This is a genomic window from Actinocorallia longicatena (genome assembly GCF_039534125.1).
GTDB lineage: Bacteria > Actinomycetota > Actinomycetes > Streptosporangiales > Streptosporangiaceae > Actinocorallia > Actinocorallia longicatena.
On sequence record NZ_BAAAUV010000014.1, the window covers coordinates 150,574 to 175,071 of the forward strand.

Genomic DNA, 24,498 nt, shown 5'->3' on the forward strand with positions numbered 1-24,498 from the left:
ATGAACGATCTTCTGCAGTTCGCCGTCATCGGCTTCTCCACCGGAGCCGTCTACGCGGTGCTCGGGGCCTCGCTGGTCAGCATCTACGTCGCCACCGGCGTCATCAACTTCGCTCAGGGGTCGGTGGCGCTGTGGGCGGTGTGGCAGACCGCGGGGCTCCGCACGAACGGCACCCTGGTCCTGCCGGTCGGCAGCGTCCAGCTCGGCTCGGGGCCGATGGACGTGTGGCCGGCGGTGCTCATCGGCGCGGTGAGCGGCCTGGTGTGGAGCCTGCTGGCCCATCTCCTGGTGTTCCGTCCGCTGCGCCGGGCCCCCGAGCTCGGCCAGGTGGTCGCCTCGGTCGGGGTGATGCTGTTCATCCAGGCCCTGGTGCCGCTCCGGTTCAGCGCCGAGACCCTCGGCACCGATCCGGGCAGCCTCATCCCGCTCCCGGCGCTCACCGCCGAGGTCTTCTCCGTCGGCGGGGCCACGATCGCGGTCAGCAACCTGGTCCTGGCCGCGGCCGCGATCACGGTCGCGCTCGCCCTGGCCGGCTACTTCCGGTTCACCAGGACGGGCATCGCGACCCGGGCGGGCGCCGAGGACGAGCAGGCGCTGCGCCTCATGGGCTACTCGCCGGACAGGCTCGCGGCGCTCATGTGGGCCGCGACGGGCTTCGTCTCGGGGCTGGTCGTCATCCTGGCCGCCCCGGCGATCGGCGGGCTCGACCCGACCAGTTACATGCTCTACGTCGTCCCGGCCCTGGCCGTCGCGCTCGTGGGCCGTCTGGCCTCGATCGGGGTCGCCTGCGGCGCCGGCCTGGCGCTCGGCTCGGTCCAGCAGATCCTGCTGTTCCTGACCGCCAAGAGCTGGTGGCCGTCGTGGGCGCAGGCCGGTGTCGGCGACGCGATCCCGTTCGTGATCGTCGTGGTGGCGCTGTTCCTGCTCGGCCGCGGCATCCCCGAACGCGGCGCCCGCGAGGCCCGTTCGCTGCCGCCGGTCCGGGTGCCGAAGCTGCGGCCTCTGGTGACCGCCGCGCTGGTCGGGGGGACGGCGATCGCCATCGCCCTCACCGGCGGCCAGTGGCGCTTCAGCCTCGTGATGTCGGTCATCCTGACGCTGATCGCCGCGTCGGTCGTCCTGCTCACCGGCTACCTCGGCCAGATCTCGCTGACGACCATGGCCTTCGCCGGGGCCGCCGGGTTCGCGCTGTCGAAACTGACGACCAGCGCGCACCTGCCCTTCCCCCTGGCGCTGCTGCTGTCGGCCCTGACCGCGACGGCCCTGGGCATCGTCGTCGGGGTGCCCGCGCTGCGCATCCGGGGGGCCCAGCTCGCGGTCGCCACCATCGCGGCCGCGCTCGCGATCGAGAGCTTCGTCTTCAACAACCCGGCGATGACGCCCTACACCGGCAACCTCATCTCCGACCCGTCCCTGTTCGGGTTCTCCCTGGCCGTCCGCCAGGGCACCGACCTCATCACGCTCCGGTTCTCCTACCTGGTCCTCGCCGTCGTCGCGGTACTGCTGATCGCCATGACGCGCCTGCTGTCCGGGGCGACCGGGCGGGCGTTCCTGGCGGTGCGGTCCAACGAGCGCGCCGCGACGGCGGCGGGCGTGAACGTCCCCGCGGTGAAGCTGCTCGGCTTCGCGCTGGCCTCGTTCCTGGCCGGGGTCGGCGGCTGCCTGATCGGCTACAGCCGCGGCCAGCTCTCGGCGGCCTCGTTCACCGTCCTGGTCGGCCTGGCCGTCCTGGCGACGACCTACGTCGGCGACATCACCCGCATCTCGGGGGCGATCTTCGCGGGCGTCGCGGGGCCGCTGGGCCTGCTGTACCTGGTCTTCACCCAGACGATCGACCTGGGCCGCTACTACACGCTGATCGTGGCCGCCGCGATGCTGCTGCGCGTGGTCGTCTTCGCACCGCACCGCGACCATGTCCCCGAATGGCTGATCGTCCGGCGGGCCCGGCGGGCCCCCGCGCTCCCGTCGCCCGTCGCGGCCCAAGCAACGGAGACCACCGATGCCCGATGACCTGAGCCCGCTGCTGCTCACCCGCGACGTGTCCGTGCAGTACGGGGGCGTCAGGGCCAACGACGCGGTCTGCGTCGAGGTCGGCCCCGCGGAGATCGTCGGGCTGATCGGGCCCAACGGCGCGGGGAAGACGACCTTCGTCGACGCCGTCACCGGCTTCGCGCCCCACACCGGGACGATCGAGCTCGACGGCGTGCGGCTCGACGCCGTCCCCGCGCACCGGCGGCGGCGCCTGGGGCTGGCCAGGACCTGGCAGTCCGGCGAGCTGTTCGCCGACCTCACCCTGGCGGAGAACCTCGCCGTCTCGGTCGACCGGACCGGGCTGCGCGGTGTGCTCTCCGACCTCGGAAGACGCCGGCGCGAGGCCGGCCAGGAGATCGAGCGGGCCCTGAGCCTGGTGGGCCTGGAGGAGATGGCCGGGCGCAGGCCCGACGAGCTCTCCCTGGGCCGGCAGAAGCTCGCCGGAGTGGCGCGGGCCCTGGTCGGCTCCACCCGCGTGCTCCTGCTCGACGAGCCCGCCGCCGGGCTCGACACCGAGGAGAGCGCCGAGTTCGGGCGCGAGCTGCGCCGGATCGCGGCGTCGGGCCCCGGCGTCCTGCTGATCGACCACGACATGACACTGGTGCTCGAGGTCTGCCACCGGGTCTACGTCATGGACTTCGGAAAGATCATCGCCTCCGGCACCCCCGCCGACGTCAGCGCCGACCCCGAGGTCGTCGCCGCCTACCTGGGAAGCCCGGTGATCCCGTGACAGAGACGAACGGCGCGCTGGAGATCCGCGGCCTCAGCGCCGGATACCGGGGGGTCCCGGCCATCCGGGACATCGACCTGCGGGTCGCGTCCGGGACGATCCTGGCGCTCCTCGGACCCAACGGCGCGGGCAAGAGCACCACCCTGCGCGCGGCCGCCGGCCTGCTCCCGGCCCTCACCGGGACGGTCACCGCCGTCGGCTCGCCGGTGACCGGGAGCGTGGAGCGCGCCACCCGGGCGGGGCTCTGCCTGATCCCCGACAACCGGGGCGTCTTCCACCGGCTGACCGTCGCCGAGAACCTCCGCCTGGCCAAGGCGCGCGGCGGCCTCGCTCCCGCACTGGAGAGGTTCCCGCAGCTCAAGCCGTTGCTGAACCGGCGTTGCGGCCTGCTCTCCGGCGGGGAGCAGCAGCTCCTCGCGATCGCCAAGACCCTGCTGCTCCGCCCGCGGATCCTGCTCATCGACGAGATGAGCATGGGGCTGTCCCCGATCGCCGTCCAGCGGATCCTGCCCGAGCTGCGGCGGCTCGCCGACGAGGACGGCACCGCGATCGTCCTCGTCGAGCAGCACGTCGACCAGGCGCTCGGGGTGGCCGACGAGGCCGTCGTGCTCCACCATGGCCGGGTGGTGCTCACCGGTGCGGCCGCCGATCTCCGGGCGGACCGGGACCAGATCCAGCGCGCCTATTTCGGCGACCGTGCAGATTCCGGAGACCGTGCGGATTCCGGAGACAAGGGGCAGACATGACCTTCGACACCCGCCAGCGGGCGGCGCTCACCGCCATCTGCGACACCTTCGCCCCCGGCGATGGCGCGGCCCTCCCGTCCGCGAGCGCGCTCGGCGCCGTCGACCTCGCCGTGGAACTCGCCGGAGGCCAGCCCAGGGCGCAGGACCGCAAGCAGCTGGAGCGGCTGCTGTCGCTGTGGGACACGCGCGCGATGGGGCTGTTCCTCGGCACCGGCGGGCGCCGGTTCTCCAGGCTGCCCGCCGCCGACCGCGAACGGCTGCTGCTGAAGCTGGGCGACTCCTCCTCGGAGGCCAAGCGGGTGCTGTTCCAGGCGCTCCGCGGGCTGGCCACGTCCTCCTACCTGCTGGCTCCCGGCCCGACCGGGATCTCGCCGGTCTGGGAGGCCATCGGCTACCCCGGCCCGCTCGGGACCCTGCCCTCCGCCCCGCGTCCCCCGCTGTCCCCGCTGTCACCCGACGCCGACACCACGCTCGACTGCGACGTCGTGGTCGTCGGATCCGGGGCCGGAGGCGGCACCGCGGCCGCGGTCCTCGCCGCCGCGGGCCTCAGCGTGGTCGTCCTGGAGCGCGGCGGCTACTACGACGACGCCGACTTCGACGGGCAGGAGCTCTCCGGCCTGAGCCGGCTGTACGCGGCGGGACCCGCGACCACCGCCGAGGGCCAGGTCGCCCTCGTGGCGGGCTCGTGCCTGGGCGGCGGGACGGTCGTCAACTGGACGACGTCCTTCCCCACCCCCGGCGACGTCCGCGCCGAGTGGGCCGCCATCGGGGCCGCGCAGTTCGCGGAGGAGGAGTACACCCGCTCCATCGACGCCGTCATGAAGCGCCTGTCGGTCAACGAGGACCACAGTGTCGCCTCGGCCCGCGACGCGGTCATGGAGAAGGGGCTGCGCGCCCTCGGCTGGCACGTCGACGCGATGCCCCGCAACGTCGTGGGCTGCGACATGGGCACCGACTGCGGCCGGTGCGGCTACGGCTGCCGGCTCGGCGCCAAGCAGTCGGTCACCAAGACCTGGCTCGCCGACGCCGAGGCCGCCGGGGCACGGCTGGTCATCGACACCGACGTCCGCGCCATCGAGGTGAAGCAGGGCCGCGCCGTCGGGGTCCGGGGCGTCACCTCCGGCGGGCACACGGTGACCGTCCACGCCCGGGCCGTCGTCGTGGCGGCCGGAGCCATCCAGACCCCGGCGCTGCTGCGCCGCTCCGGGCTGACCGACCCGGCCATCGGCCGCCATCTTCGGCTGCACCCCGCCACGGCCGTGTGGGGGGTCTTCGACGAGGAGATCCGCCCGTGGGAGGGCGGAATGCAGACCCGCTACTCCCGCCAGGACAGCGACCTCGACGGCGACGGCTACGGCGTCATCTACGAGACGGGCCCCGGCAACCCCGGCGCGCTGCAGGGGTTCATGAACTGGCGCGGCGGCGCCGCCCACCTGGCCGCGATGAAGGATCTCGCCCACACGGCAGGGGTCGGGATCATCACCAGGGACCGCGACTCCGGCGAAGTCAAGGTCGGCCGCGACGGCGAGCCCGTGCCGCACTACCGGCTGTCGGACCACGACGCGGGGCACCTGCGCGCCGGGATCAAGGGAGCGGCCAGGATCCTGGCCGCCGCCGGAGCCCGCCGCATCTCCTCCGCCCACCAGGCGGGACCTTCCTACGAGCCGGACCGGCGCGGCACCCTCGAGGAGTTCATCGCCTCCTGCGACGCCGCCGGGCTCGAACCGGGCCGCTGCGCGATCGCCGCCCTGCACATCATGGGCACCGCCCGGATGGGCGGCTCCCGCTCCACGAGCGCCACCGACCCCGACGGGGCCACCTGGGAGGTCCCCAACATCGTCGTCGCGGACGCCTCCTGCTTCCCGACCTCCTCCGGCGTCAACCCGATGATCTCCATCGAGGCCATCGCCCACATGAACGCCACCCGCCTGGCGTCCCGCCTCGCCTAGGGGCTGTTTCAAAGTCGGCGCCCGTGGCGAGCGGCGTCCAGGTGCGTGCCTCGCGGGGGCGGAGGAGGGAGTCGACCTGGTTGGGTCGGCGACCGACGACAACCTCGCGAGGTGCGTGCCTGGGCGCCGCGCAGTAGGGCAGTTGACTTTGAAACAGCCCCTAGCGGCTAGTTCTTGAGCCTGGGGAAGCCCTGGAGCGGGTGGTAGGGGTTCCGGCCCGAGCCCGAGACGACGACCAGGGCCCCCGGGGCCGGGACGAGCTGGAACCGTGAGTCGGCGCGGTCCAGCGGGACGGTCGCCGACCCGCGCTCCGCCCCGGTGGCCGGATCGAGGACGCGGAGCTTCAACGTGCTGAAGCGGGAGGTCGTGAGGAGGACGTCCGGGCCGTCCGCGACGAGGGCGGAGATGGAGTCGCGGCCCTTCTTCGTCGTCCACAGGGAGCGGCCGCCGGCCAGGGCGAAGGCCGTGACCTGGTAGCGGGAGTCCGGGGTGCGGGTGACGGCGATGACGGCGTCCTCGGTGACGGCGATCCGGTGGACCGGGATCGACCTGCTGGGCAGCACCGCGGAGACGTCGACGGCCTCGGCGGGGATCGTCGCGGTGATCCTGCCCTCGGCGTCCACGGCGAGCAGCGAGGTCGTGCCGCGCTGGTCGGTCTCCCGGACGTGCACGACGAGGGGATCCGCCGAGATCAGGGTGAGGTTGGCGTTGCCGACGGCCGGGACCGGCAGCGACCATCGAGCGCGTCCGGTCGCCGGGTCGAGGGCGAGGAGCTTCTCGGTGAAGGTGCCGTTCTGGGCGTTGCAGCGCTCGGAGACGACGACCCGGTCCGCGGCTCCGGCGATCCAGGAGTAGCGGCACAGCTCGCTCTTCGGGTCGCGCCTCCAGCGGAGCCTCCCGTCGCGGGCGCCGCGCGCCTCGAGCGTGCGCTCGGTGCCGATCACCGCGCTGTCGCCCGCGACGGCCAGCCGGTCCTCGTCGCGTCCGGTCGCCGCCTCCGCGGGCGGGATCGCCGCGCTCCAGAGGTTCTTGCCGGTGGCCAGGTCGACGGCCGAGACCCGGGAGCACTTGGTGCTGGTCTCCTGCTCGGCGATCATCCCGATCCCCGCGGCGGCGGTCCTGCTCATCCCGCACAGGACGTCGCGTCCGGGCAGCGGGGACTCCCAGCGCCTGGCGCCCGATCCGGAGTCGAAGGCCGTCAGCCCGTCGAACCTGGCCCTGACGACGAGGTCACCGGAGGTCCAGACGCCCTCGGTCTCGGCGTCGGAGACGGTGTCGGACGGCGTCGACCAGGCGACCTCCACGGACTCGCCGTGCAGGGCGTCGAACAGGACGACGCCCGGATAGATCCCGACGGCCGTGACCAGCAGGCCCGCCACCCTGCCGACCGTCCCGGCCTTGAACAGCGCGTAGAACGACAGCGGCACGAAGACCATGAGCGAGAACAGCGACAGCACGAAGATCGTGGCCCAGTTCTGCGGGCACGGCCCGCTGCTCGTCCCCCGCGACGACGTCCCGCACGATCCGCCGGTCTCGGCGCCCAGCGCCATCCAGTCACGCACCTGAAGCGTGACGGCCAGCCCGACGACGACCGCGGCCAGGAGCCCGATCACCAGCCACTTGAGATTGCCCGTCCCACGCATCCGCCCGCCCCTCTCTAGAAGCGACCGGAGTATCGCACGCCCCACCCGCTCTACCGGGCGAGAGAGATCAAATCGGAACAGTCGGACGGCGCGCCCCCCGGTGAGGGGGAACGCGCCGCCGGGGTGCCTAACGCTTGACGGTGATCTTCAGGAGTTTGGGGAGCGGCTTCTTCTTCTTGGGGGTGCAGGTCATCGTCACGGCGGAGCCGAACGCCACTGCGGTGATCTTGAGCTTGCCGAGGGTCACCGAGACCTTCCCGGCCTTCTTCAGCTTCAGCTTGCCGGTCAGCTTCCCGATCGCGATCTTGCCCTTGGGCTTGACCGGGCCGGTCTTCTTCGGCCCCGACGCGTTGACGGACGTCTTCTGGGCTCCCGAGGCGGTGAACTTCCCGGTGGTCTTCCATGAGTCGACGGCGACCGGCGACACCCCGGGCAGGGCCGAGAGATCAGCGGTGATCTTCACGGTGTCGCCCACGTGGCGCTTGGCCGAGCCCTTCATGGAGACCTTGGCGTTGTAGGTGAAGTGGGTGGAGAAGATGAGGCAGTCGTAGGCCACGGTTCCGGTGCCGGCCGAGGCGGAGGCGCTGCCGAGCCCCGCGGTGGCCAGCACGACCGCGGTCGCGCCGATGGTGAGTCTGTGGAGTGCCCTGCGGCCCCTCGTCTTCGTCGGGCTGGTCGACATGAACCGCTCCTTCCGTCGCGCGCGGGTCACGGTGAGCCCTCCCATGTTTCGCTGGGGGAAACATGGTTTCGCAACGTAGGAACAGAAGACCGTTTCGCGCCCCCCGTGTCAAGGGATAGCCGTTTCCCGATTCGAAACGGCTTGTTAGCCGAAGGAAACACTCGCGAGAAGACGGGACCGGGCGGGCGCCCGCTCAGGACGGTTCGCCGAACCAGCGGGCGAGGTGCCGGTCCAGGTCGGCCTGATCGTCGCCGATCCATGCGACATGCCCGTCGGGCCGCATCAGGACGCTCGGAAACTCCAGTGCGGCGGCGGGATCGGCGAGCAGGTCGACCCGGTCGGACCAGCCGCCGGTGGCCAGGCCTCCGGTGCGGTCCAGCAGCAGGCCGCGCCCGCGATGGAGCAGCCCGTACAGGGTGCCCTTCTCCAGCCCGACGTCGGGCAGGCGGCGGCCGAGCAGGTCGGGGCCGTCGCCGAGGTCGTAGCGGACGCCGACCGCGGTGATCTTCTCGATCAGGTGCCGGTTGACCTCGTCGAAGTCCATCAGCTCGGTGAGCAGCCTGCGGACGGCCTGCGCTCCCGGTGCGACGGACAGCAGCTCGGTCTGGGCACGGGTGTTCTCCAGGACGTCCGCGGCGACCGGGCGCCGTTCGGCCTCGTAGGTGTCCAGAAGCCCCTCCGGAGCCCGGCCGCCCAGGTGCGCGGCCAGTTTCCACCCGAGGTTGAACGCGTCCTGGAGGCCCAGGTTGAGGCCCTGCCCGCCGATGGGCGGATGGATGTGCGCGGCGTCCCCGGCGAGCAGCACCCGTCCGGTCCGGTAGCGGTCGGCGAGGCGGGTGGCGTCGCCGAAGCGGGAGAGCCGGCGCGGGGAGCGCACCCCGAAGTCGGTCCCCGCGAGGGCGCGCAGCTGCCGCCGGAAGTCCTCGATGGCGGGCGGCTCCGCGCGGTCGGCGACCTCCGCGGCCGGGACCACGACGCTGTAGATCCCCGCACCGAAGGGCCTGAGCCAGAACCGTTTGTGGATCCGCTGGACCTCGGCGACCTTGGCGGCGATCTCCTCCGGCGCGGCCGTCGCCTCCATCTCGCCCATCAGCGTGTCGTTGCGCGATGGCTCGCCGGGAAAGCCGACCCCGAGCAGCTTGCGCACGGTGCTGCGGGCCCCGTCGCAGCCGACGAGGTAGCGGGCGCGCAGCCGTTCCCCGCCGGCCAGCTCGACGGTGACGCCCGCGTCGTCCTGCTCGCATCCGGTCACCGCGCGACCGCGCAGGACCTGCGCGCCCAGCGCGACCGCGTGCTCCTCCAGCACACGCTCGATGACCGGCTGCGGAATGCCCAGCAGATAGCCGTACGCGGAGTCCAAGCCCTGGGGCGCGGGCTTGGCGATGGCGGCGAAAAGCCCGGCGGCCGGCCGCCGCCTCCCCAGCGGGAGGAGCCGGTCCAGCAGGCCGCGCATCGCCATGATCTCCAGGCTGCGCACGTGCAGGCTGACGATGCGGACGAACGAGGCGGCCTCGGTCTCCCGCTCCAGAACGAGGACCCGCACCCCATGCAGCCGCAGCTCGGCGGCCAGCATGGCGCCGGTGGGCCCGCACCCGGAAATGATCACATCGTGCGACGGCGGCTCGGCGGTGAAACGCGAAGAGGACATCGGTACTGCCTTTCGGGAGTGCTCAAGACGGCGCTCCCGGACGACCTATCGCCCGACCATGACCCCGGAGGGAAGCACCCACGTCGATACGTTCACGGGTACCACCTCCTCATCCTCCAGCACGGCCTCGGGAAAGGTACCAGCGCGCGTCCCTCCCCGTAAAACGCTTTTCCACCGGTCCCCGTGACCGCCCGGGACGGATTGACAGGGGCCCGCCGAGAGGCAACACTTAACCATATGGTTCACCATCAGTTCGCGGCCCTGGGCGATCCGACCCGGCTGGCCATCGTCGAGCGGCTCGCCCGGGGTCCGGCGTCGGCCGGTGATCTCGCGTCGCCGACGACGCTCTCGCTGCCCGCGGTGCTCAAGCATCTCCGCGTGCTCGAGGACGCGGGCCTGGTGACGACCGTCAAGCGCGGCCGGGTGCGCGAGTGCCGGCTGTGCGACGACGCGCTCGTCGCCGTGGCCGAGTGGACCGCACGGCAACAGGCGCTCTGGTCGGCCCGGCTGGACGCCCTCGGCACCCTTCTGGAGGAGACATGACCGCCACCCCGCTTCTGTCGTTCGACCTCGAACGCACCTATCCCGCACCGCCCGAGCGCGTCTGGACCGCCTTCACCGACGCCGATCTGCTGCGGCGCTGGGCCTGCCCCGACCCCACCTGGTACGTCTCGTCCTGTGAGGTCGACCCCCGCGAGGGCGGCGGCTACCGCCTTCTGTTCGGTCCCCGCCCGGCCGGCGACGCCTACACCGAGGCCGCCACCTTCGCCGTCTTCGAACCGGTGGAGCGCCTCGTGCTCGACGTCCTCACCACGGCGGACGGGGTCTCCGAGACCACCCGCTGCACGGTCCTCCTCCTGCCGGAGGGCACCGGAACCCGCCTGGAGCTCACGGTCGAGGGCATCGAGGACGGCGAGACCGCCGAACACCTCCGCACCGGCTGGACGCTCTGCCTCGAGGGCATCGCCACCGAACTCGGCACCGAGACCTGACCGGAGGAGAACGACATGAGCAGCATGAACGGGGACGTCGCGGTCCCCGCGGCGACGGCCGGCCGGTTCCGCGGGCTGGCCCGGACGGGCCTCCTCGCCGCCCTCGCCGCGATGGCGGCCACGACCCTCACCGCCGCGCTGGCCCACGCCCTCGGCATCGACTTCGAGCTCCCGGACGGCGGCGAGGCGATCCCGCTGCCCGGATTCGCCGTGGTGACGGGCTTCTTCTCCGCCGTGGGCACCGCCATCGCCGCCGCCCTCCTGCGCTGGAGCCCCCGCCCCGCGGACCACTTCCTGCGGACGGCCCTGGCGCTGACCGCGGTCTCGCTGGTCCCGCCCCTGATCTCGGGGGCGGCCGCCGCCACGACCGTCACCCTGCTGATCCTGCATCTCATCCCCGCGGCGGTGATGATCCCCGCCCTGACCCGGGGCCTCCGCACCCGGACCACCGGATGACCGGCTCGGCTCAGGGCCAGACCGGGCCCTCGTCCGTCCAGGTGACGCCCTTGTTACGGCACAGGCAGAAGGGGTGGCCGACCGGGTCGGTGTAGACCCGCCAGCCGTAGCCTTCGGGGCCGATGGAGTCCTGTCGCAGCGTCGCGCCGAGGTCGAGGACGCGGCGCTGCTCGGCCTCGATGTCGTCCACCTCGAAGTCGAGGTGGAACTGCTTGGGGTGCTCGTCGTCGGGCCAGCGCGGCGCGCGGTAGCCGTCGACCCGGATGAAGGCCAGCTCGATCTCGCCGAACCGGATCCCGGCCCAGTCCCCGTGGCTGCTGTCCTTGACGGGCCGCCCCGTCACCGCGGCGTAGAAGGCCGCCAGCTCCATGGTGTCGGGGCAGTCGATGATGAAGTCGGTGAGTCGCAGCATCCCGAGAGCCTGTCACAGGTCAGCCGGGCTGGGCGCCGTGCGTGCCCCTCCCGGAGACGACGACGCCGTCCCGGAAGGTCAGGACCTCGGCGGACAGCTGCCCCGTCCGCTGCCGAAAGTTGATCACCACGGTGTCGATCCCGGCGTACACCCCGACGACCTCGAACCTCAGCCCGGGATCGCGCCGCAGCCCCTCGGCCCAGTACGCCCGCAGCGCCTCGACGCCCCGCACGACACCGTCCGACCCCTCGATGATCCGTGCCGCCACCGGCGAACTGAACACCACGTCTTCGGCGTAGTGCCGGATGATCCGTTCAAGGTCGTGGGAGTTCCAGTCCGCCGCCCACTCCCCGGCGAACCGCACCGCTTCATCAAGATCCATGCCGTCCTTGATACCAGGGGGAGAAGCGGCGCCGGCCGTGAGGCTCTTCACTCAGCATGATCCGAGTCCGCCCGGCCGGCGCCGCGGTCGGTGGGTCAGCCCTTGGCGGCGGTGAAGCGCGCGTTCACGTCGTTCCAGTTGATCAGGGACCAGAGCTTGGCGACGTAGTCCGGGCGGACGTTCTTGTACTGCAGGTAGTAGGCGTGCTCCCAGGCGTCGAAGACCAGCAGCGGCACCGATCCGATGCCGACGTTGCCGTGGTGGTCGTAGACCTGCTGGACGATCAGCTTCCCGCCCAGGGGCTCCCAGCCGAGGACGCCCCACCCGGAGCCCTGGACGGTCTGGGTGGCGGTGGTGAGCTGCCGGGCGAACGCCTCGAAGGAGCCGAAGTGCTCGTCGATCGCGGCGGCCAGCTCTCCGCCGGGACGGTCGCCGCCGTCGGGGGAGAGGTTGTCCCAGAAGATCGAGTGCAGCACGTGCCCGGACAGGTTGAAGGCCAGCGTCTTCTCCAGCCCCACGAGCCCGCCGAACCACTCTTTGTCCCGCGCCTCCTCGAGCTGCTCGAGGGTGTCGTTGGCGCCCTTGACGTAGGCGGCGTGGTGCTTGGCGTGGTGGAGCTCCAGGATCTCCCCGGTGATGGCGGGCTCCAGCGCCGCGTAGTCGTAGGGCAGATCCGGAAGCGAGTAGGTAGCCATGGCTCCACTATTGCGAATAACTTGCAACTACCGCAAGTTCGCAAGAATCCGGATCGGCGAGCCCCGGTGAGGCGAGGGCCGCGAAACGTGTGAATCGTCCTCTTTGACGCCTTTGTTGGGACGGTGATCTACTCCCTGCCATGACGAATCTCCAGTCCGCCCCCGTCATCGACGCGACGACTCGGCTGCTGACCGAGCACTACGTCTTCCCGGAAGTGGCCGAGCGGCTCGCCGCCCTGCTCCGGCGACGGCTCGCCGAGGGCGCCTACGACGTCGCCGACGCCGCGGAACTGGCCCGCCTGGTCACCGCGGACCTGCAGTCCGTCAACGACGACAAGCACCTGAGACTCAAGCACCACACCGACCCGGTGCCCCCCAAGGAGATGGACGCCACCCTCGCCTCCATCCGCCGCGACTTCGACGCCTCACTGGGCGGCGCCCCCCGCGTGGAGCTGCTCGACGGAGGCGTCGCCGTCGTGGAACTGGCGCCGATGCTCTTCCCGCTGGACTGGGCCGCCGAGCCCCTGACGGCCGCCCTCACCCTGGCCTCCCGGGCCCGAGCACTGATCATCGACCTCCGCGGCAACCGCGGCGGCGACCCCGACACCGTCGCCTTCGTCTGCAGCCACCTTCTGGACGAGCGCACCCACCTCAACACCATGTACTGGCGGGCCGGCGACCGCAGCGAGCAGTCCTGGAGCCTCCCGCACGTCCCCGGCGCCCGTTTCGGCGGCACCAAGCCCCTGTACGTCCTGGCCGGCGAGAACACCTTCTCCGCCGCCGAGGAACTGGCCTACGACCTCCAGCAGCTCGGCCGGGCCGTCGTCGTCGGCGAACCCACCCGAGGCGGCGCCCACCCCTGCAAGGGCTGGACCGTCCACCCCCACCTGGAGGCCACCGTCCCCACCGGCCGCGCCGTCAACCCCGTCTCCGGCACGAACTGGGAGGGCGTCGGCGTACGGCCCGACGTCCCGTGCCCGGCCGCGGAATCCCTGGACCGGGCCCACGCCCTGGCCCTCACCCGCCTCGCGGACTGACACGGACCCGCCCGGGTCTCGGGGCGGCCGGCGCCGAAGGAGCCCTCCGAGGGGAGGGGGGCCTGCCGTCGCACGGCGTGGCCGTGTTATGGATAGCGGGTCCAATACGACGGTCCTCTGGTTTCGGGAGCATCCCATGTCGCGCGTCATGTCCCTTTCGGACAGCATCGTTGTCGCTCTCGATCCGGCGGCGGTCTACGCCCAGGTGAGCGATGTGGCCCAGATGGGCCGTTGGAGCCCGGAGAACCTCGGCGCCACCGTTCCCGCCGGCGGCGTCGCCGCAGGCGTGGTGTTCGAGGGCCACAACAAGCGAGGCCCCGTGCGCTGGACGACCCGCTGCCGCATCCTGTCCGCCGAGCCCGCGGTGCGCTTCGCCTTCCGGGTCGAGGCGATGGGCCTGGGCCCCCGCTTCGTCCGTGCCCGCATCGCCACCTGGGAGTACACCTTCGAACCCGTCGCCGGCGGCACCCGCGTCACCGAGACCTGGCACGACGACCGCCGCTGGCCCAAGCCCCTGGCCGACGCCTTCGACCGCATCGTCACCCGAGGCCACCTCTTCGCCGACTTCCAGCGCCACAACATCACCACCACCCTCACCAACCTGAAGACCACCCTCGAAAGCCCCACCTCCTAGCCGTCCTTCGCGGACGAGAGACGAATTGTCGGGCGCGCCAGTCGCTCGGAGGCGAGGACTCCGTGCTGCGCCGCGGACCGGACTCTGGCCCGCGAACGAATGGGTGCCCCGTGCGGCCCCGGTGGACTGTGGTGTCGTGACGGCACGTGCGGTGCGGGAGTCTGCGGATTCCGGTTCTCGGCTCGAAGCGGCGGACGCTTCCACCGGCGGAACCAGGGCCGACCGCCCCACCCCGCCGGACGTCTTCGTGAGGGGTGGCTGAGGATGCGACGGGGGCTCGGCTGGGTCAGGGAAGCCGGGTACGGGGGAATTCCGAGGCCCCGGGCCGGGGATCTCGCCGCCCTGTCGCCCGGCGACCGTCGGGACATCATGCGGGTGCTCGCGCGTCAGACGGCGCACAGGACGGCGCGATCGGCCAGGGTGCGGGCGGAGATCAGCGGGACGGTGGCGTGGGTCGGCGGGCGAACAGGATGGCGCCCGGCTTCGGCTCGTCGGGATTGAGCAGGTGCTGGGCTTCCACGGTGAAGCCCGCCTCGCGGAGCCAGCCGGCCACGCGGGACGGTGGGCGGTGGTGGACGTACGTGGGTGTCGACGTGTCGTCGCCGGGGGGTGTCTCGGGTCGTGACCCGTCGCCCACGTGGAAGCCCACGGCCAGTACCCCGCCGGGCCGGAGGACACGGTGGAACTGCCCGAGCACGTCCGGGACGGCTTCGTCGGGGATGTAGATCAGGGACCACCAGGCGAGGACTCCGGCGAGGGATGCGTCGGCGAGGCGCAGGTCCGTCATGGAGCCGACCTGGAAGTGCGCGCCGGGGTGTTCGCGCCGGGCGATCTCGATCATCGCGGGGGACAGGTCGATGCCGGACGCGTCCGTGCCCAGGTCGCGGAGCAGGGCGGTCGTGTGGCCGGGCCCGCAGCCCACGTCGGCGACGGGGCCGCCGCCGATGGCGCGGACCAGATCGGAGAACAGGACGACCCCCGCGCGGACGTGGGGGAGCCTGTCGAGCAGATCGCGGGTCTCCTCGGCGTAGTCGGCCGCGATGGCGTCGTAGGTGTCACGGGTATCGCTCAGCCAGGTCATCCCAGGACCGTAGCCTCCTCGCCCGGCCTTGCGGTGGGCTCCGGAAATTCGGTGGGGACCTCCGCGTCATGGTCTCGCGGCAGCGCCGTTCTCTGATCAGGGAGCGCTTCGTCTCGCTCCCCGGGGTGCCGGAGGTGTTCCGGTGCTCTCTGGTCGGTTCGGACGCCGGATGTCCGATGAGTCGAGTGCCGTGGGCCGAGGCACGGGGAGCGTCAGGGTCGTCAATCGTCATGAATCGTGAATCGGCAGTGTGGAGGCACCATCGGCGGTGCCAGGAACCCGAGTACGTCGAGGCGGCCGAGGTGATCTCGCGCGCGGTCTTCGACCTTGTCGGCAAGGATCTGTGCGAGGGGGTGAGGATCTTCTCCGGTGGCCGCTATCCCCATGTGGTGGTCACTCTCGAGGCCGGGTGCCATGGCGACGAGATCTTCGACGCCTGTGACCGGCTCACGGCGGCCGGCTGGACGATCGGCAGAATCCGCTCCCAGCCATGGATGGCGGCCGGAGGCCAGGTGAGCTTCGCGGCCTACGCCCCCGTGGCCCTCGGCGTGTCGGCCTGCGGCGCCGAGGTCACCGTCACGGCCGAACGCGCGACGATGGCCGACCTGCTCACCGAGCTCGACGCCCTGCCCGGCGGGGCGGAGGCACCCGAGCTCGACGAGCTCCGCGCGAGCCTCACCACGGCCACGGCCGAGCGACGGCTGCCGTCCGCCGCCCAGATCGCCGAGGCCAGGAAACTTCTGAGACCTCATCCCGCTCAGCCGGAGGCCGAGGCGGCGCTCGTCGGACGGGCCCATCGTGCGTTCGACGTCCTCAGGGCCCGCGCGCCCGAGGAGCCTGACGCGACGGTCGTCGCCACGGAACCGGAGCGGGCGGCGCTCGAGGATCTCGAGGGCGCCGTCCGCGGCCTGAGCGGGATCCGGATGCTCTCCGCGGAGCTGTTCGTCCTGCAGTCCGACATGCGATCCGCCTCCATGGACGTCATCGTCCAGATCTCCCTGGCATCCGACGGGATCGCGGCGCTCCGGCGGCGGCTGACGGAGCTGAGCGCCCGCACCAGCCCATGGAGGACCATCGTGGCGACGGCGCTCATCCGAGCACTCGCCGACCAGGACCACCTGCGATCCGGGAATTCGTCCGGCGAAGGCTGGTCAGGGACCGGGAAGTTACGGCGCGCGGGACGCGTCCGGCCGGTTCACCCTTCGTATGGGCACGGATCGATATCGGCTCTAGCCGTGGCGGGCCGAGGGGTGATGAAATGCGTCGCCGAACGTCAGGTCGCTCACGAGAAACGAACTGCGCATGGGGAAAGTCGACGGTCCGGGATCCGATGCCACGCGGGTGAAACTGACGGGGTTGGGGGCGGGGTGTCTCGCGCTCTGCCTGGTGTTCATCGCGGCGATGATCGGGTCGCTGGGACATACCGCGCTCACCGCGAACGGTTCCTCCGGGCGGATCTTCGCAGGGGCCTGCGCCGCCGCCGTCCTGGCCGGGGCGCTCTGGTTCGCCGTCAGGTCGCCGGCGATGCTGCGCGGCGCGGCCCTGGCCTTCGACGGGCAGGGGATCTGGTGGACCGACGGTGACTCCCGATACGCGGGCCTGATCCCCTGGACGGAGATCGCGGCCGTCGGGGTCGGCACCTACAGGGATCCCCGGAGCACCTCCTCCAGCAAGCTCGACGCCTGGCTGGAGGTCTACCTCAAGGACCCCGCCCCGCAGCCTGCTCCGGAGCTGTCCCACCACTTCTTCGAGGTCGTCAGCCCCGCACCGCACCTGGGCGGCCACTGCTACCGCTTCCAGCTGGTCCACGACGGCTCCGCGCAGGCCGTCGAGCAGGCCGCCGCCCGGTGGAACCCGGCCCTCTGGCACGGCACCTGGGACCACGCCCACCGGCCCCGAAGCGCCCGTCACTGACCTCGCGACGAGCTTCCGCCACGGTCCCCGCGTCGACCTGAGCGGACGCGGCATCGCGCCGGGAACCCGCCGACCGGATCGGTCACCACGAGAACCGGGCGGACACCCGCCCCGCTTCGAGCTGCCGGTCGAGAAGTTCGGCCATGACGCCCACCCCGAGCTCCAAGACGTCCATTTCTGGCGCAGCTCCCCGGCGAGACCCCGACGCCCGCGTCCTTTCCGATGAGGAGCGGGACCGAATGAGAAATCGGGAGAGGGATTCAACGAACGGGGACGGCCCGGGCGTTTCAGGATGAGTCGACGTAGGAGGGCCGGTGGACTTCGAGGAGTTCCTCGCAGTGAGATTGGCGGCGCTGTTGAGATTCGCCGTCGCGGTGACCGGCGACCAGCACCGGGCGGACGACGTCGTCCAGGACGTGCTCGTCAAGGCGGCCCGGCGCTGGCGGCGCATCCAGGGCATGGACGCACCCGAGGCCTATGTGAAGCGGATGATCGTCAATCAGCATCTGTCGTGGCGACGGCGCAGACGCGAGACCCCCGTCTCGGCCGAGGTGCTGACGGCTCTGGGCGGTGGCGCCGGAGACCCGGCGGCCGTCCACGAGGGCATGGCCGAACTCCAGGCCCGGATCGAGGGCCTTCCCGCGCGGCAGCGGGTGGCGCTCGCACTCCGCTACTACGAGGACCTGTCCTATCCCGACATCGCCCGCTTTCTGGGCTGTTCGGAGGGGACGGTCAGATCACACGTGTCACGAGCCCTGGCCACGCTGCGCGTCGAACTCGTCGAGGAGGGGGCCCGATGACCACCGAAGAGCAGGTGCGGCGCGCGTTCGCCGCCAAGAGCGAGCAGATCCCGGACATCGCGGGCGTCCTGTCGGGCTACCGGCGGCGTGCCCGGCGCGCCACCGCCCTCCGGAGAACGGCAGCGGCCGCGGCGTCCGTGGCGGCCGTGGTCGCCCTGGGCGCGGTGCTGGCCCCGGGAGACGGCGCGCCCCGGACGCTGAAGTCGCCGACACCCCATTCCAGCGTGTGGATCCCCGATGGCCAGGTCCTCGACTCGTCCACCGCCGCCTCGGACGGTTTCGCGGAGTGGACCTGGGCGTCCTCCCCTGACGGTTCCGGTGACACCACCACGATCACGATGGGAGACCGGGGAGACCTGCCGGGAAAGACCACCCCGACCGACCTCGACGGCGTCCGGGCGGGCCTGCTCCGCGACGGCGACACCTGCTCGCTCCTCTGGCGCGCCGAGTCCGTTCAGCTGATCGTCGAGGCGAGGCTCAGGACGGGCGACCCGTGCGCGTCGGCCCGGAGGACCGCCCTCTCGATCCGTACCGTCCCGCCCGCGCCCCTCATCCCCGACCCGCTGCGCGAGAAGTGGCATCCGGCCGACGCGCTCCGCACCCGAAGCGTCCAGCTGAGCAGGGAGCGCTGCGCCGCGAGCGTCGGATACGAGAAGCGGGGCGGCGCTGACATCGTCGCAGCCGTACTCACCCGTACTCCGCCGGCCCTCTCCGGCGAGCACACCACGATCCAGGGCCATCCGGCCGTCGTCAGCCGCACTCCCAGACCCATGATCGCCATCGATCTGCAGAACGGCTGGACCCTGGTCGTCAGCGGCGGCAACGCCACCACCGTCACCCGCTTCGCCGAGAACCTTCACGTCGCATCCCTCCCGGCCTGCGCTCCATGACGGGCAAAGCAAGGCATGTCAGATCTCGCGAATCCTGGCTATGCGTAGAAATAAGGCAAACGCCCGGCAGTGGCAATCGATTCGACCGATAACCAGACAGCCGGACGTCGCCTCGGTACCTGGTATCAGCGAGATAGAATTCTCGATGGTGACCCGTTCTTCGTCGTCATCAGGTAGGTGACCTGATGAGTTGGCCCGGGTGTATATGACCCCGTACTCGGGCCTCTTCAACCCGGAAGTATATCACGGTGGTAAACTTGGTGCGGACCGTCGACGACACGATCACCGCTTTTCACGGTAGATTCACCGTCTTGGATGTAGACGGCATGTCCGATGTCATCGACCTCGATCCCGCGCCAAACAGAGTGGTAGCGGGTGACAACGGACTCAACGTCGATGGCGTCTCTGTGGACGCTCCGAAGGTCACATTTCAGCTCTGGGACGGCGAGCCCGAAGTCCAGCGCAATTTCCGTGATCCGGTCGACGTTGTCATGCAGTCGTCATCCGGCAAAGTGTATTTGGTCAACATATTCGGTGACGGCGACGAAGAGGATGCGATTGATCTCGGTCGCGAAGACTCATCATGGAACGTTCGTGTCTCGTTCGGTATCACCTCGTCGGAGGATGAGGCCTACTTGATTCAGTTCTGGCCGACCAGCTAGCGAATCCTGGGGCCGCTGTCAGCGCCGTATTGCCTGATAAGGCGGTGATGAATACGTGTCGATGTCCCGTAAGAATGGGGGAACTGAACCGCCCCGGCTTCTGTGGAGACTCTGATGTTCCCCGCCTTCCGTGGAGTCGCTTTACTTGACTCGTGTGCCTTTGGGCCCCACGAGAAGAGGTCGGCGATGTCACGCAAGGGCTACCCGCCGGAGTTCCGTCGCAAGGTGCTGGATCTGGTCGATGCCGGACGCTCCGTTCGGGACGTCGCCCGAGATCTGGGCATCAGCGACCAGACGATCTATACCTGGCGCAAGCAGGACCTGATTGACAAGGGGCAGCTGCCCGGCGCCACCACGACCGAGCAGGCCGAACTGCTCGCGGCCCGGCAGCGGATCCGGGAGCTGGAGACTGAGCTGGCTGTGACGAAGCGGGCGATCGAGTTGGTGCGGGGGGTGGTGCCCCCAAAAGGCGGTTCGAGGCCATCGCGGTGATGGCCGGCGAGGGTCTGCCGGTCCAGCTCGCGTGCAGGGTGCTGGATGTCTCTGAATCGGGCTATTACGTGTGGCGGAGTCGTTCGCCCTCGCTGCGGGAGCTGCGGCACGCGTGGCTGACCGAGCGGATCCGGCAGATCCACGCAGCCTCCCGCGGCACCTATGGCGCCCGCCGTGTCCACGCCGAGCTGACCCTGGGCAGCGGCCTGGTCGTCTGGCACGGCACCGTAGAGATGCTGATGCAGCGCGAAGGGATCCGCGGGCTGCCCGGCAACCGGCGCCGACGACCGATCCAGCAGGTCCCGACCGCCGCTGACCTGGTCGATCGCGACTTCCATCGTGATGCACCCAACCGCCTGTGGGTCACCGACATCACCGAACACCCCACCCGCGAGGGCAAGGTCTACTGTTGCGTCGTCCTGGACGTCTGCTCCCGCCGCGTCGTCGGCTGGTCCATCGACTCCACCCAGACCTCGAGCCTCGTCACCAACGCCCTCGGCATGGCCATCCACAACCGCAGGCCAGACCCCGGAAGCCTGATACACAGCGATCACGGCACCCGATTCACCTCCTGGGCCTTCACCCGCCGCGCCCAAGAGTCCGGCCTGGTCCCCTCCATGGGCTCGATCGGCGACTGCTTCGACAACGCTGTCATCGAGTCGTTCTGGGGCCGCATGCAGGTCGAACTCCTCAACCGGCAACGCTGGAAGACCCGCATCGAACTCGCCAACGCGATCTTCGACTACCTCGAGATCTTCCACAACCGGCAACGCCGCCACAGCGCCCCGGGGATGCGCACCCCGATCGAATACGAGAAGCTCTACCCAACCGCCAACTGGCATAAGAGTCCAGCAACCCGACTCCACCCAACACGGGGAACATCACGCTCTCCACGGAACTCGGGGCGGTTCACAGCGTAAAGCTCTTGAATCCCTGGACAGGCTCGGCGGAATGCCCGTGGCCTTGAATTAATCGTCTAGACGACGATGCCGATCCACTTGTCGGGGAGTCCGGGAGTCAGCGACTCTCCGTAGATGCAGAGCCCATGGGCGTACTTCGCGTCCTCCCTGACCCGGAATACCAGGGTGTTCTCGCCTTGGCGCAGCAGGCCGGAGTCGAACGGGACCGTGCAGGACTCCCCGTGTCCCTGGTCGGACACAACGCGGAGCATGTCGACTTGATGTCCGTTGACGAGTACCTCGACATCGCTGAAGGTGCCGGGGGTGCTCTTGTACTGCACGCTATCGGCGGACAGGTAGGCACGTAGCCTGGCCTCACCCGTACTGACGCCATTGAAGGTGAACGTGTACACGAACCGTCCGGTCACCTGTCCGTAGACGTGCGCGCTAAGGACATTCTTCTGCACGATGCTCGGATCGTCTTCATACACGGGGCCATATTTGGAGAACCTCGACCGCGGGTCGAAGTCCGCGGGACGAATTCGGATTTCCCGCGTGTCCGCTGGCGTAAATGAATCGGATGGGACCGGGCGCCAAGGTCGTTCCGGACTGAGAGGGCGGTCCCTGTCCGGCCAGAGCGCCACTCCTACGGTGATCAACGCGGCGCCCCCCAGGACGCCCAGGGCGGCTCTGCGGCCGGGCCAAGCAGGCGTGCTCGGCGCCTCTCCGGGGGTCTCGCTGTTCTCTTCGGCTAGCGTTCCTGGAATCGGGACGGCGTCCGACGCTGTCATTGGGACGTATGGCTGCGGACCAGGTGACGCGACGGCATCATCGGCTGGCTGGCAGGGAGGGCTCTGCACCTGCGGAGAATCGAAGTCTGATACGACGAAGGGCGGACGGTCCGTGCCAGGAAGGGAATCAGGCGAGCCAACCCAATGGGCCTGACTCACCGGGCCGGGCGGCAGGATGAGAGCGTCTCTGGCCTCGGCAAGCAGGGTTCCAGGCGACGAATATCGTTCCTCAGGCAACGGCGAGAACGCCCGCAAGAACACGGAACGCAACTCGGCGTATTGATCGGGGAGCATCGTGAGCAAACGCCGGTCTCCGATGAACGGAACGGTGCCGACGAGTAGTTCGTACAGCACGACCGCGAAGGAGTAGACGTCGGCCTGCGCGGTTACCGGCATGCCGACCGTCTGCTCGGGCGCCCTGTAGTCCAGTGCGCCGCCCGACGGCGGTGCCGCCGGCGCGGAAGCCCGCCATGCCAGGCCGAAGTCCCCGAGCAAGACGTTCTCCTGGCCAGGGATACCTCCGTTGAGGAAGACGTTCTCGGGTGTGCAGTCCCGGTGCACGATGCCGTTGCGGTGTAGTTCCTCGAGAGCCGAGGCGAGCTGGCCCATGACGTGGAACGCATGGCCTGGGGAGATAGGGGCGGTTGGCCTTACGAGATCGCGCAGGACGCCGTTCATGGCGAGCTGCATGGTGAAGTAGAGGACGCCGTCCTGCTCCCCGTACTTGTAGATCGGCAGCAGATGTGGATGCCTGACGCTGGCCAGGTACTTGGCCTCTTCACTGAACCGGGCCCGCCACGCGGGGTTCTCTACGAGTTCGTCGGACATGACCTTCAACGCGACCTGGCGTTCGAGCGATGGGTCGTGCGCCTCGTAGACCACCCCCATGCCGCCCAGGCCGATCATCCGTCCCAGGGTATGCCCGGCGAATTCGGAATCCGGCTCGAATGTTGGACGCACCATTGCGCTCCCCGAGGTCACAAGTCGTGAAAGTCAGGATCGTGCAGAACGTAGCAGCGGCTTGCTGGCCGGGCGATCGGAATCACCGGGTTGCCTGGCTGACAGGACGGCTACTCCGTTGTGGCGCGAGACAGCAGCCGCGCGGCGGCGGGCGCGACGGGGAGGCATCGGTCAAGGAAACCGCCGAGTTCGGCTTCCGGTGCCGCGCCATCGGCGACGTCCGCCGCGGCCTGGGCGAGGGCGGCGAGTTCGGCGAGGTCGCGTCGGGCGCCGCTGTCCAGGCCGGACGCCATCGCCGCCTCGGCGATGGCGGGGTGCAGCTGGCCGAGGCCAGACAGAGTCCTCAACACCTCCTTGTCGTTCCGCGGCTCCTGTAGGAGGAGGGCAAGCAACCGAAACAACCGTCGCGCATATCGGCGTGCAAGTACCGCGACGGGTTCTCCGGCCGGGGTCCCGGTGTTGGACAGCCGGGCTCGTGTGGCTATGACCCACGGTTCGATCGTGGCAGCGGTCCACACCGGCCCCGAGGTCAACTCATCGTCCGGCGGGGGCATGTCATGGCTGGAACGCCGCCGCCACACCGTCACCAACTGCCTTTCCACCCCAATCGCCTGCGCGATCTCCGCGATGCCGTAGAACCGCCGACCCAAATCCGCCATGCCGTCACGCTCTCTTAGATAACGAGATTGACCTCAGTGGGGTCAATCTCTAGAGTCATCCAAGACGGCAGCATATGCCTTCTCAGAGAGCGCCAGCTCATTCCTCCAAGGAGAACCATGCGTTCCGTGGTGATGATCGCCGCATTTCCGCTCCTGCTCGCTCTGTCCTCCCCCGCGGCCGCGAGCGAGGAGGGCGGCCGGGCGAAGACCCATTACACCCACAGCACGACGCTCAAGCGCGACTGCCCCATCTACGAGAACTACCCCAAGAGCAGCGTCCCGGCACGGTCCTGGACGAAGAAGCGCAAGAAGAAGAACGGCGGACTCGCGCGAGTGGGCGTCCGCTACACCTACAAGAGATACGCGCTCGTCCTCGACTACGCCCGGAAAGCCGACCCGAGCTGGGGTTTCATCGCCCAGTCCTGCCTCAAGGACCCGCACGCCTACAGCGAGGGGGACCACGGCGTGCCGCTCCCCAGCCTGCGGGCCATCGGCGGCAACGGTGTGGTCAAGGACGTGCCGATCAGTGCCCCGCACACGGGTAAGAAGCGCAAGACCCTCATCCACCTGGACTCCCGCGGCTCGGTGCGGAGCGGCGCCCGCTCGTTCGTGATCGGAAACGCGAGGAAGGGCGACCCCTTCTACATCACCAAGACCAACTGCGGCAGCCACTCGGCCCAGGCATGGATCCTCGGCTACGCTCCCACGTCCGGCCGCTGGGGCTACATCCAAGCATCGCACCTCCCCGCCTGCCGGTAACTCCAAGCCCCGAAGAAGTACTTCGGGCACGGCCTATCCCTCCCTATTCCGAGCCCTCCGATTGTGTGATCTGGCCCCGGGGTTGTAGAGCTCCGGGGCTATCAGCGCGCAGCGGGCCCGTAACGTAGCGACCCTTGAGGTCGGCGGGACGGCACCGAGTGAACCGCCCCGATGATTTCGGACTGAAGCCAGAAGGAGATGTCCTCTCATGCCGCGGGCAGGGCGCAGGCCCGGTTTTCGCGCCGGTCGGAGGAGCGCCGTCGGGACCGGACGCGCGGGCGTCTGGCTCGCTGATGATCGCGAGGCGGGGACGTGCCGGGCGGGAGCGATCACCGCGTTGGGGTGATCGTTTTCGGCGCTACGGCGGCGTTCGAGCGAACATGGAGCCAACATCGGGACGAAAGTGGCAGGAATCGGGATGTTCTGAAACGCGAACAGCGCACCCACGAAAACGTGGATGCGCTGTTCGGATGTGGTGTGCGCCGCCAGGGACTCGAACCCCGGACCCGCTGATTAAGAGTCAGCTGCTCTAACCAACTGAGCTAGCGGCGCGT

General features: G+C 70.1%; 24 protein-coding genes, 1 tRNA gene and 1 pseudogene. 16 read left to right on the forward strand and 10 right to left on the reverse strand.

Going from position 1 to position 24,498, the window contains the following annotated elements:
* Genes ABD785_RS26055 through ABD785_RS26070 form a run of 4 tightly spaced genes read left to right on the forward strand, consistent with a single transcriptional unit; the run spans position 1 to position 5,456 of the window.
* Positions 1 to 2,010, forward strand: a complete 2,010-nt coding sequence (locus ABD785_RS26055; protein ID WP_344833145.1) for a branched-chain amino acid ABC transporter permease — start codon at positions 1 to 3, stop codon at positions 2,008 to 2,010.
* Complete coding sequence (locus ABD785_RS26060; protein WP_344833147.1) at positions 2,000 to 2,761, forward strand: ABC transporter ATP-binding protein; 762 nt, start codon at positions 2,000 to 2,002, stop codon at positions 2,759 to 2,761. The genes ABD785_RS26055 and ABD785_RS26060 overlap by 11 nt, the downstream gene beginning before the upstream one ends.
* Complete coding sequence (locus ABD785_RS26065; protein ID WP_344833149.1) at positions 2,758 to 3,507, forward strand: ABC transporter ATP-binding protein; 750 nt, start codon at positions 2,758 to 2,760, stop codon at positions 3,505 to 3,507. The genes ABD785_RS26060 and ABD785_RS26065 overlap by 4 nt, the downstream gene beginning before the upstream one ends.
* Complete coding sequence (locus ABD785_RS26070) at positions 3,504 to 5,456, forward strand: GMC family oxidoreductase (protein WP_344833152.1); 1,953 nt, start codon at positions 3,504 to 3,506, stop codon at positions 5,454 to 5,456. The genes ABD785_RS26065 and ABD785_RS26070 overlap by 4 nt, the downstream gene beginning before the upstream one ends.
* Positions 5,457 to 5,623: 167 nt before the next feature.
* Here the strand turns inward: ABD785_RS26070 and ABD785_RS26075 are convergent, their stop codons facing one another.
* From ABD785_RS26075 to ABD785_RS26085, 3 genes are all read right to left on the reverse strand, one after another.
* Positions 5,624 to 7,099 (reverse strand): outer membrane protein assembly factor BamB family protein, encoded by a 1,476-nt coding sequence (locus ABD785_RS26075; RefSeq protein ID WP_344833155.1) that lies wholly within the window; start codon positions 7,097 to 7,099, stop codon positions 5,624 to 5,626.
* Positions 7,100 to 7,226: 127 nt separating this feature from the next.
* Positions 7,227 to 7,781 carry a hypothetical protein gene (locus ABD785_RS26080; RefSeq protein ID WP_344833158.1) on the reverse strand — a complete coding sequence of 185 codons (555 nt, stop codon included), beginning with the start codon at positions 7,779 to 7,781 and terminating at the stop codon, positions 7,227 to 7,229.
* A 193-nt stretch (positions 7,782 to 7,974) separates the two neighbouring features.
* A complete protein-coding gene (locus tag ABD785_RS26085) occupies positions 7,975 to 9,429 on the reverse strand; it encodes an FAD-dependent monooxygenase (protein ID WP_344833160.1) in 1,455 nt (484 codons plus the stop codon).
* 237 nt (positions 9,430 to 9,666) lie between these two features.
* On the opposite strand from ABD785_RS26085, the gene ABD785_RS26090 reads away from it, so the two are divergent.
* The 3 genes from ABD785_RS26090 to ABD785_RS26100 are packed head-to-tail and all read left to right on the forward strand — an operon-like array spanning position 9,667 to position 10,877.
* Positions 9,667 to 9,972, forward strand: coding sequence for an ArsR/SmtB family transcription factor (locus ABD785_RS26090; protein ID WP_344833163.1), 306 nt, complete (start codon positions 9,667 to 9,669; stop codon positions 9,970 to 9,972).
* Positions 9,969 to 10,421 carry an SRPBCC domain-containing protein gene (locus ABD785_RS26095; protein ID WP_344833165.1) on the forward strand — a complete coding sequence of 151 codons (453 nt, stop codon included), beginning with the start codon at positions 9,969 to 9,971 and terminating at the stop codon, positions 10,419 to 10,421. Before ABD785_RS26090 ends, ABD785_RS26095 begins: the two co-directional genes overlap by 4 nt.
* A 15-nt stretch (positions 10,422 to 10,436) precedes the next feature.
* Positions 10,437 to 10,877, forward strand: a complete 441-nt coding sequence (locus ABD785_RS26100) for a DUF6069 family protein (RefSeq protein WP_344833167.1) — start codon at positions 10,437 to 10,439, stop codon at positions 10,875 to 10,877.
* A gap of 10 nt (positions 10,878 to 10,887) precedes the next feature.
* Here ABD785_RS26100 and ABD785_RS26105 read toward each other — a convergent pair whose 3' ends face one another.
* The 3 genes from ABD785_RS26105 to ABD785_RS26115 all read right to left on the reverse strand — a co-directional run bounded on the left by ABD785_RS26105 (position 10,888) and on the right by ABD785_RS26115 (position 12,366).
* Positions 10,888 to 11,289: a VOC family protein gene (locus tag ABD785_RS26105; protein ID WP_344833169.1), complete on the reverse strand. Its 402-nt coding sequence runs from the start codon at positions 11,287 to 11,289 to the stop codon at positions 10,888 to 10,890.
* Between the two features lie 19 nt (positions 11,290 to 11,308).
* Positions 11,309 to 11,671 (reverse strand): nuclear transport factor 2 family protein, encoded by a 363-nt coding sequence (locus ABD785_RS26110; protein ID WP_344833172.1) that lies wholly within the window; start codon positions 11,669 to 11,671, stop codon positions 11,309 to 11,311.
* Between the two features lie 95 nt (positions 11,672 to 11,766).
* Positions 11,767 to 12,366 (reverse strand): superoxide dismutase, encoded by a 600-nt coding sequence (locus ABD785_RS26115; protein WP_344833174.1) that lies wholly within the window; start codon positions 12,364 to 12,366, stop codon positions 11,767 to 11,769.
* A gap of 140 nt (positions 12,367 to 12,506) precedes the next feature.
* Between ABD785_RS26115 and ABD785_RS26120 the strand changes: the two genes are divergently transcribed.
* Both ABD785_RS26120 and ABD785_RS26125 read left to right on the forward strand, forming a co-directional pair.
* The gene (locus ABD785_RS26120; RefSeq protein WP_344833176.1) at positions 12,507 to 13,403 is read left to right on the forward strand and encodes a S41 family peptidase; all 897 of its coding nucleotides are present in this window, start codon (positions 12,507 to 12,509) and stop codon (positions 13,401 to 13,403) included.
* A gap of 136 nt (positions 13,404 to 13,539) precedes the next feature.
* On the forward strand, positions 13,540 to 14,037 hold the full coding sequence (locus ABD785_RS26125; RefSeq protein WP_344833177.1) for an SRPBCC family protein: 498 nt from the start codon (positions 13,540 to 13,542) through the stop codon (positions 14,035 to 14,037).
* Between the two features lie 433 nt (positions 14,038 to 14,470).
* Here the strand turns inward: ABD785_RS26125 and ABD785_RS26130 are convergent, their stop codons facing one another.
* Entirely contained in the window at positions 14,471 to 15,118 is a 648-nt protein-coding gene (locus ABD785_RS26130; protein ID WP_344833179.1) for a class I SAM-dependent DNA methyltransferase, read from the reverse strand.
* A gap of 185 nt (positions 15,119 to 15,303) precedes the next feature.
* Here ABD785_RS26130 and ABD785_RS26135 point away from each other — a divergent pair, with 185 nt between their 5' ends.
* The 6 genes and pseudogenes from ABD785_RS26135 to ABD785_RS26165 form a co-directional block, all read left to right on the forward strand.
* Positions 15,304 to 16,701 carry a hypothetical protein gene (locus ABD785_RS26135; RefSeq protein ID WP_344833180.1) on the forward strand — a complete coding sequence of 466 codons (1,398 nt, stop codon included), beginning with the start codon at positions 15,304 to 15,306 and terminating at the stop codon, positions 16,699 to 16,701.
* The gene (locus ABD785_RS26140; protein WP_344833182.1) at positions 16,643 to 17,032 is read left to right on the forward strand and encodes a hypothetical protein; all 390 of its coding nucleotides are present in this window, start codon (positions 16,643 to 16,645) and stop codon (positions 17,030 to 17,032) included. The genes ABD785_RS26135 and ABD785_RS26140 overlap by 59 nt, the downstream gene beginning before the upstream one ends.
* A gap of 314 nt (positions 17,033 to 17,346) precedes the next feature.
* Positions 17,347 to 17,832, forward strand: coding sequence for a SigE family RNA polymerase sigma factor (locus tag ABD785_RS26145; protein WP_344833184.1), 486 nt, complete (start codon positions 17,347 to 17,349; stop codon positions 17,830 to 17,832).
* Positions 17,829 to 18,722 (forward strand): hypothetical protein, encoded by an 894-nt coding sequence (locus ABD785_RS26150; RefSeq protein WP_344833187.1) that lies wholly within the window; start codon positions 17,829 to 17,831, stop codon positions 18,720 to 18,722. The genes ABD785_RS26145 and ABD785_RS26150 overlap by 4 nt, the downstream gene beginning before the upstream one ends.
* 257 nt (positions 18,723 to 18,979) lie before the next feature.
* Positions 18,980 to 19,384, forward strand: a complete 405-nt coding sequence (locus tag ABD785_RS26155) for a hypothetical protein (protein WP_344833189.1) — start codon at positions 18,980 to 18,982, stop codon at positions 19,382 to 19,384.
* A gap of 186 nt (positions 19,385 to 19,570) precedes the next feature.
* Positions 19,571 to 20,691 (forward strand): annotated as a pseudogene (locus ABD785_RS26165) (IS3 family transposase); the annotation flags it as partial.
* A 161-nt stretch (positions 20,692 to 20,852) separates the two neighbouring features.
* On the opposite strand, the gene ABD785_RS26170 reads toward ABD785_RS26165, so the two are convergent.
* A complete protein-coding gene (locus ABD785_RS26170; RefSeq protein ID WP_344833194.1) occupies positions 20,853 to 22,472 on the reverse strand; it encodes a serine/threonine-protein kinase in 1,620 nt (539 codons plus the stop codon).
* 164 nt (positions 22,473 to 22,636) lie between these two features.
* Positions 22,637 to 23,185 (reverse strand): hypothetical protein, encoded by a 549-nt coding sequence (locus tag ABD785_RS26175; RefSeq protein WP_344833196.1) that lies wholly within the window; start codon positions 23,183 to 23,185, stop codon positions 22,637 to 22,639.
* 117 nt (positions 23,186 to 23,302) lie between these two features.
* Here ABD785_RS26175 and ABD785_RS26180 point away from each other — a divergent pair, with 117 nt between their 5' ends.
* A complete protein-coding gene (locus ABD785_RS26180; protein WP_344833198.1) occupies positions 23,303 to 23,944 on the forward strand; it encodes a hypothetical protein in 642 nt (213 codons plus the stop codon).
* A gap of 478 nt (positions 23,945 to 24,422) precedes the next feature.
* Here ABD785_RS26180 and ABD785_RS26185 read toward each other — a convergent pair.
* Positions 24,423 to 24,496 (reverse strand) — tRNA-Lys (locus tag ABD785_RS26185).
* Positions 24,497 to 24,498: the final 2 nt, after the last annotated feature.

Bases quoted from the DNA above. Each gene is read 5' to 3' on its own strand.
- ABD785_RS26055 (WP_344833145.1), top strand. From the start codon at position 1: ATGAACGATCTTCTGCAGTTCGCCGTCATCGGCTTCTCCACCGGAGCC.
- ABD785_RS26060 (WP_344833147.1), top strand. From the start codon at position 2,000: ATGCCCGATGACCTGAGCCCGCTGCTGCTCACCCGCGACGTGTCCGTG.
- ABD785_RS26070 (WP_344833152.1), top strand. From the start codon at position 3,504: ATGACCTTCGACACCCGCCAGCGGGCGGCGCTCACCGCCATCTGCGAC.
- ABD785_RS26075 (WP_344833155.1), bottom strand. From the start codon at position 7,099: ATGCGTGGGACGGGCAATCTCAAGTGGCTGGTGATCGGGCTCCTGGCC.
- ABD785_RS26080 (WP_344833158.1), bottom strand. From the start codon at position 7,781: ATGTCGACCAGCCCGACGAAGACGAGGGGCCGCAGGGCACTCCACAGA.
- ABD785_RS26085 (WP_344833160.1), bottom strand. From the start codon at position 9,429: ATGTCCTCTTCGCGTTTCACCGCCGAGCCGCCGTCGCACGATGTGATC.
- ABD785_RS26090 (WP_344833163.1), top strand. From the start codon at position 9,667: ATGGTTCACCATCAGTTCGCGGCCCTGGGCGATCCGACCCGGCTGGCC.
- ABD785_RS26095 (WP_344833165.1), top strand. From the start codon at position 9,969: ATGACCGCCACCCCGCTTCTGTCGTTCGACCTCGAACGCACCTATCCC.
- ABD785_RS26100 (WP_344833167.1), top strand. From the start codon at position 10,437: ATGAGCAGCATGAACGGGGACGTCGCGGTCCCCGCGGCGACGGCCGGC.
- ABD785_RS26105 (WP_344833169.1), bottom strand. From the start codon at position 11,289: ATGCTGCGACTCACCGACTTCATCATCGACTGCCCCGACACCATGGAG.
- ABD785_RS26110 (WP_344833172.1), bottom strand. From the start codon at position 11,671: ATGGATCTTGATGAAGCGGTGCGGTTCGCCGGGGAGTGGGCGGCGGAC.
- ABD785_RS26115 (WP_344833174.1), bottom strand. From the start codon at position 12,366: ATGGCTACCTACTCGCTTCCGGATCTGCCCTACGACTACGCGGCGCTG.
- ABD785_RS26120 (WP_344833176.1), top strand. From the start codon at position 12,507: ATGACGAATCTCCAGTCCGCCCCCGTCATCGACGCGACGACTCGGCTG.
- ABD785_RS26125 (WP_344833177.1), top strand. From the start codon at position 13,540: ATGTCGCGCGTCATGTCCCTTTCGGACAGCATCGTTGTCGCTCTCGAT.
- ABD785_RS26130 (WP_344833179.1), bottom strand. From the start codon at position 15,118: ATGACCTGGCTGAGCGATACCCGTGACACCTACGACGCCATCGCGGCC.
- ABD785_RS26140 (WP_344833182.1), top strand. From the start codon at position 16,643: ATGCTGCGCGGCGCGGCCCTGGCCTTCGACGGGCAGGGGATCTGGTGG.
- ABD785_RS26150 (WP_344833187.1), top strand. From the start codon at position 17,829: ATGACCACCGAAGAGCAGGTGCGGCGCGCGTTCGCCGCCAAGAGCGAG.
- ABD785_RS26170 (WP_344833194.1), bottom strand. From the start codon at position 22,472: ATGATCGGCCTGGGCGGCATGGGGGTGGTCTACGAGGCGCACGACCCA.
- ABD785_RS26175 (WP_344833196.1), bottom strand. From the start codon at position 23,185: ATGGCGGATTTGGGTCGGCGGTTCTACGGCATCGCGGAGATCGCGCAG.
- ABD785_RS26180 (WP_344833198.1), top strand. From the start codon at position 23,303: ATGCGTTCCGTGGTGATGATCGCCGCATTTCCGCTCCTGCTCGCTCTG.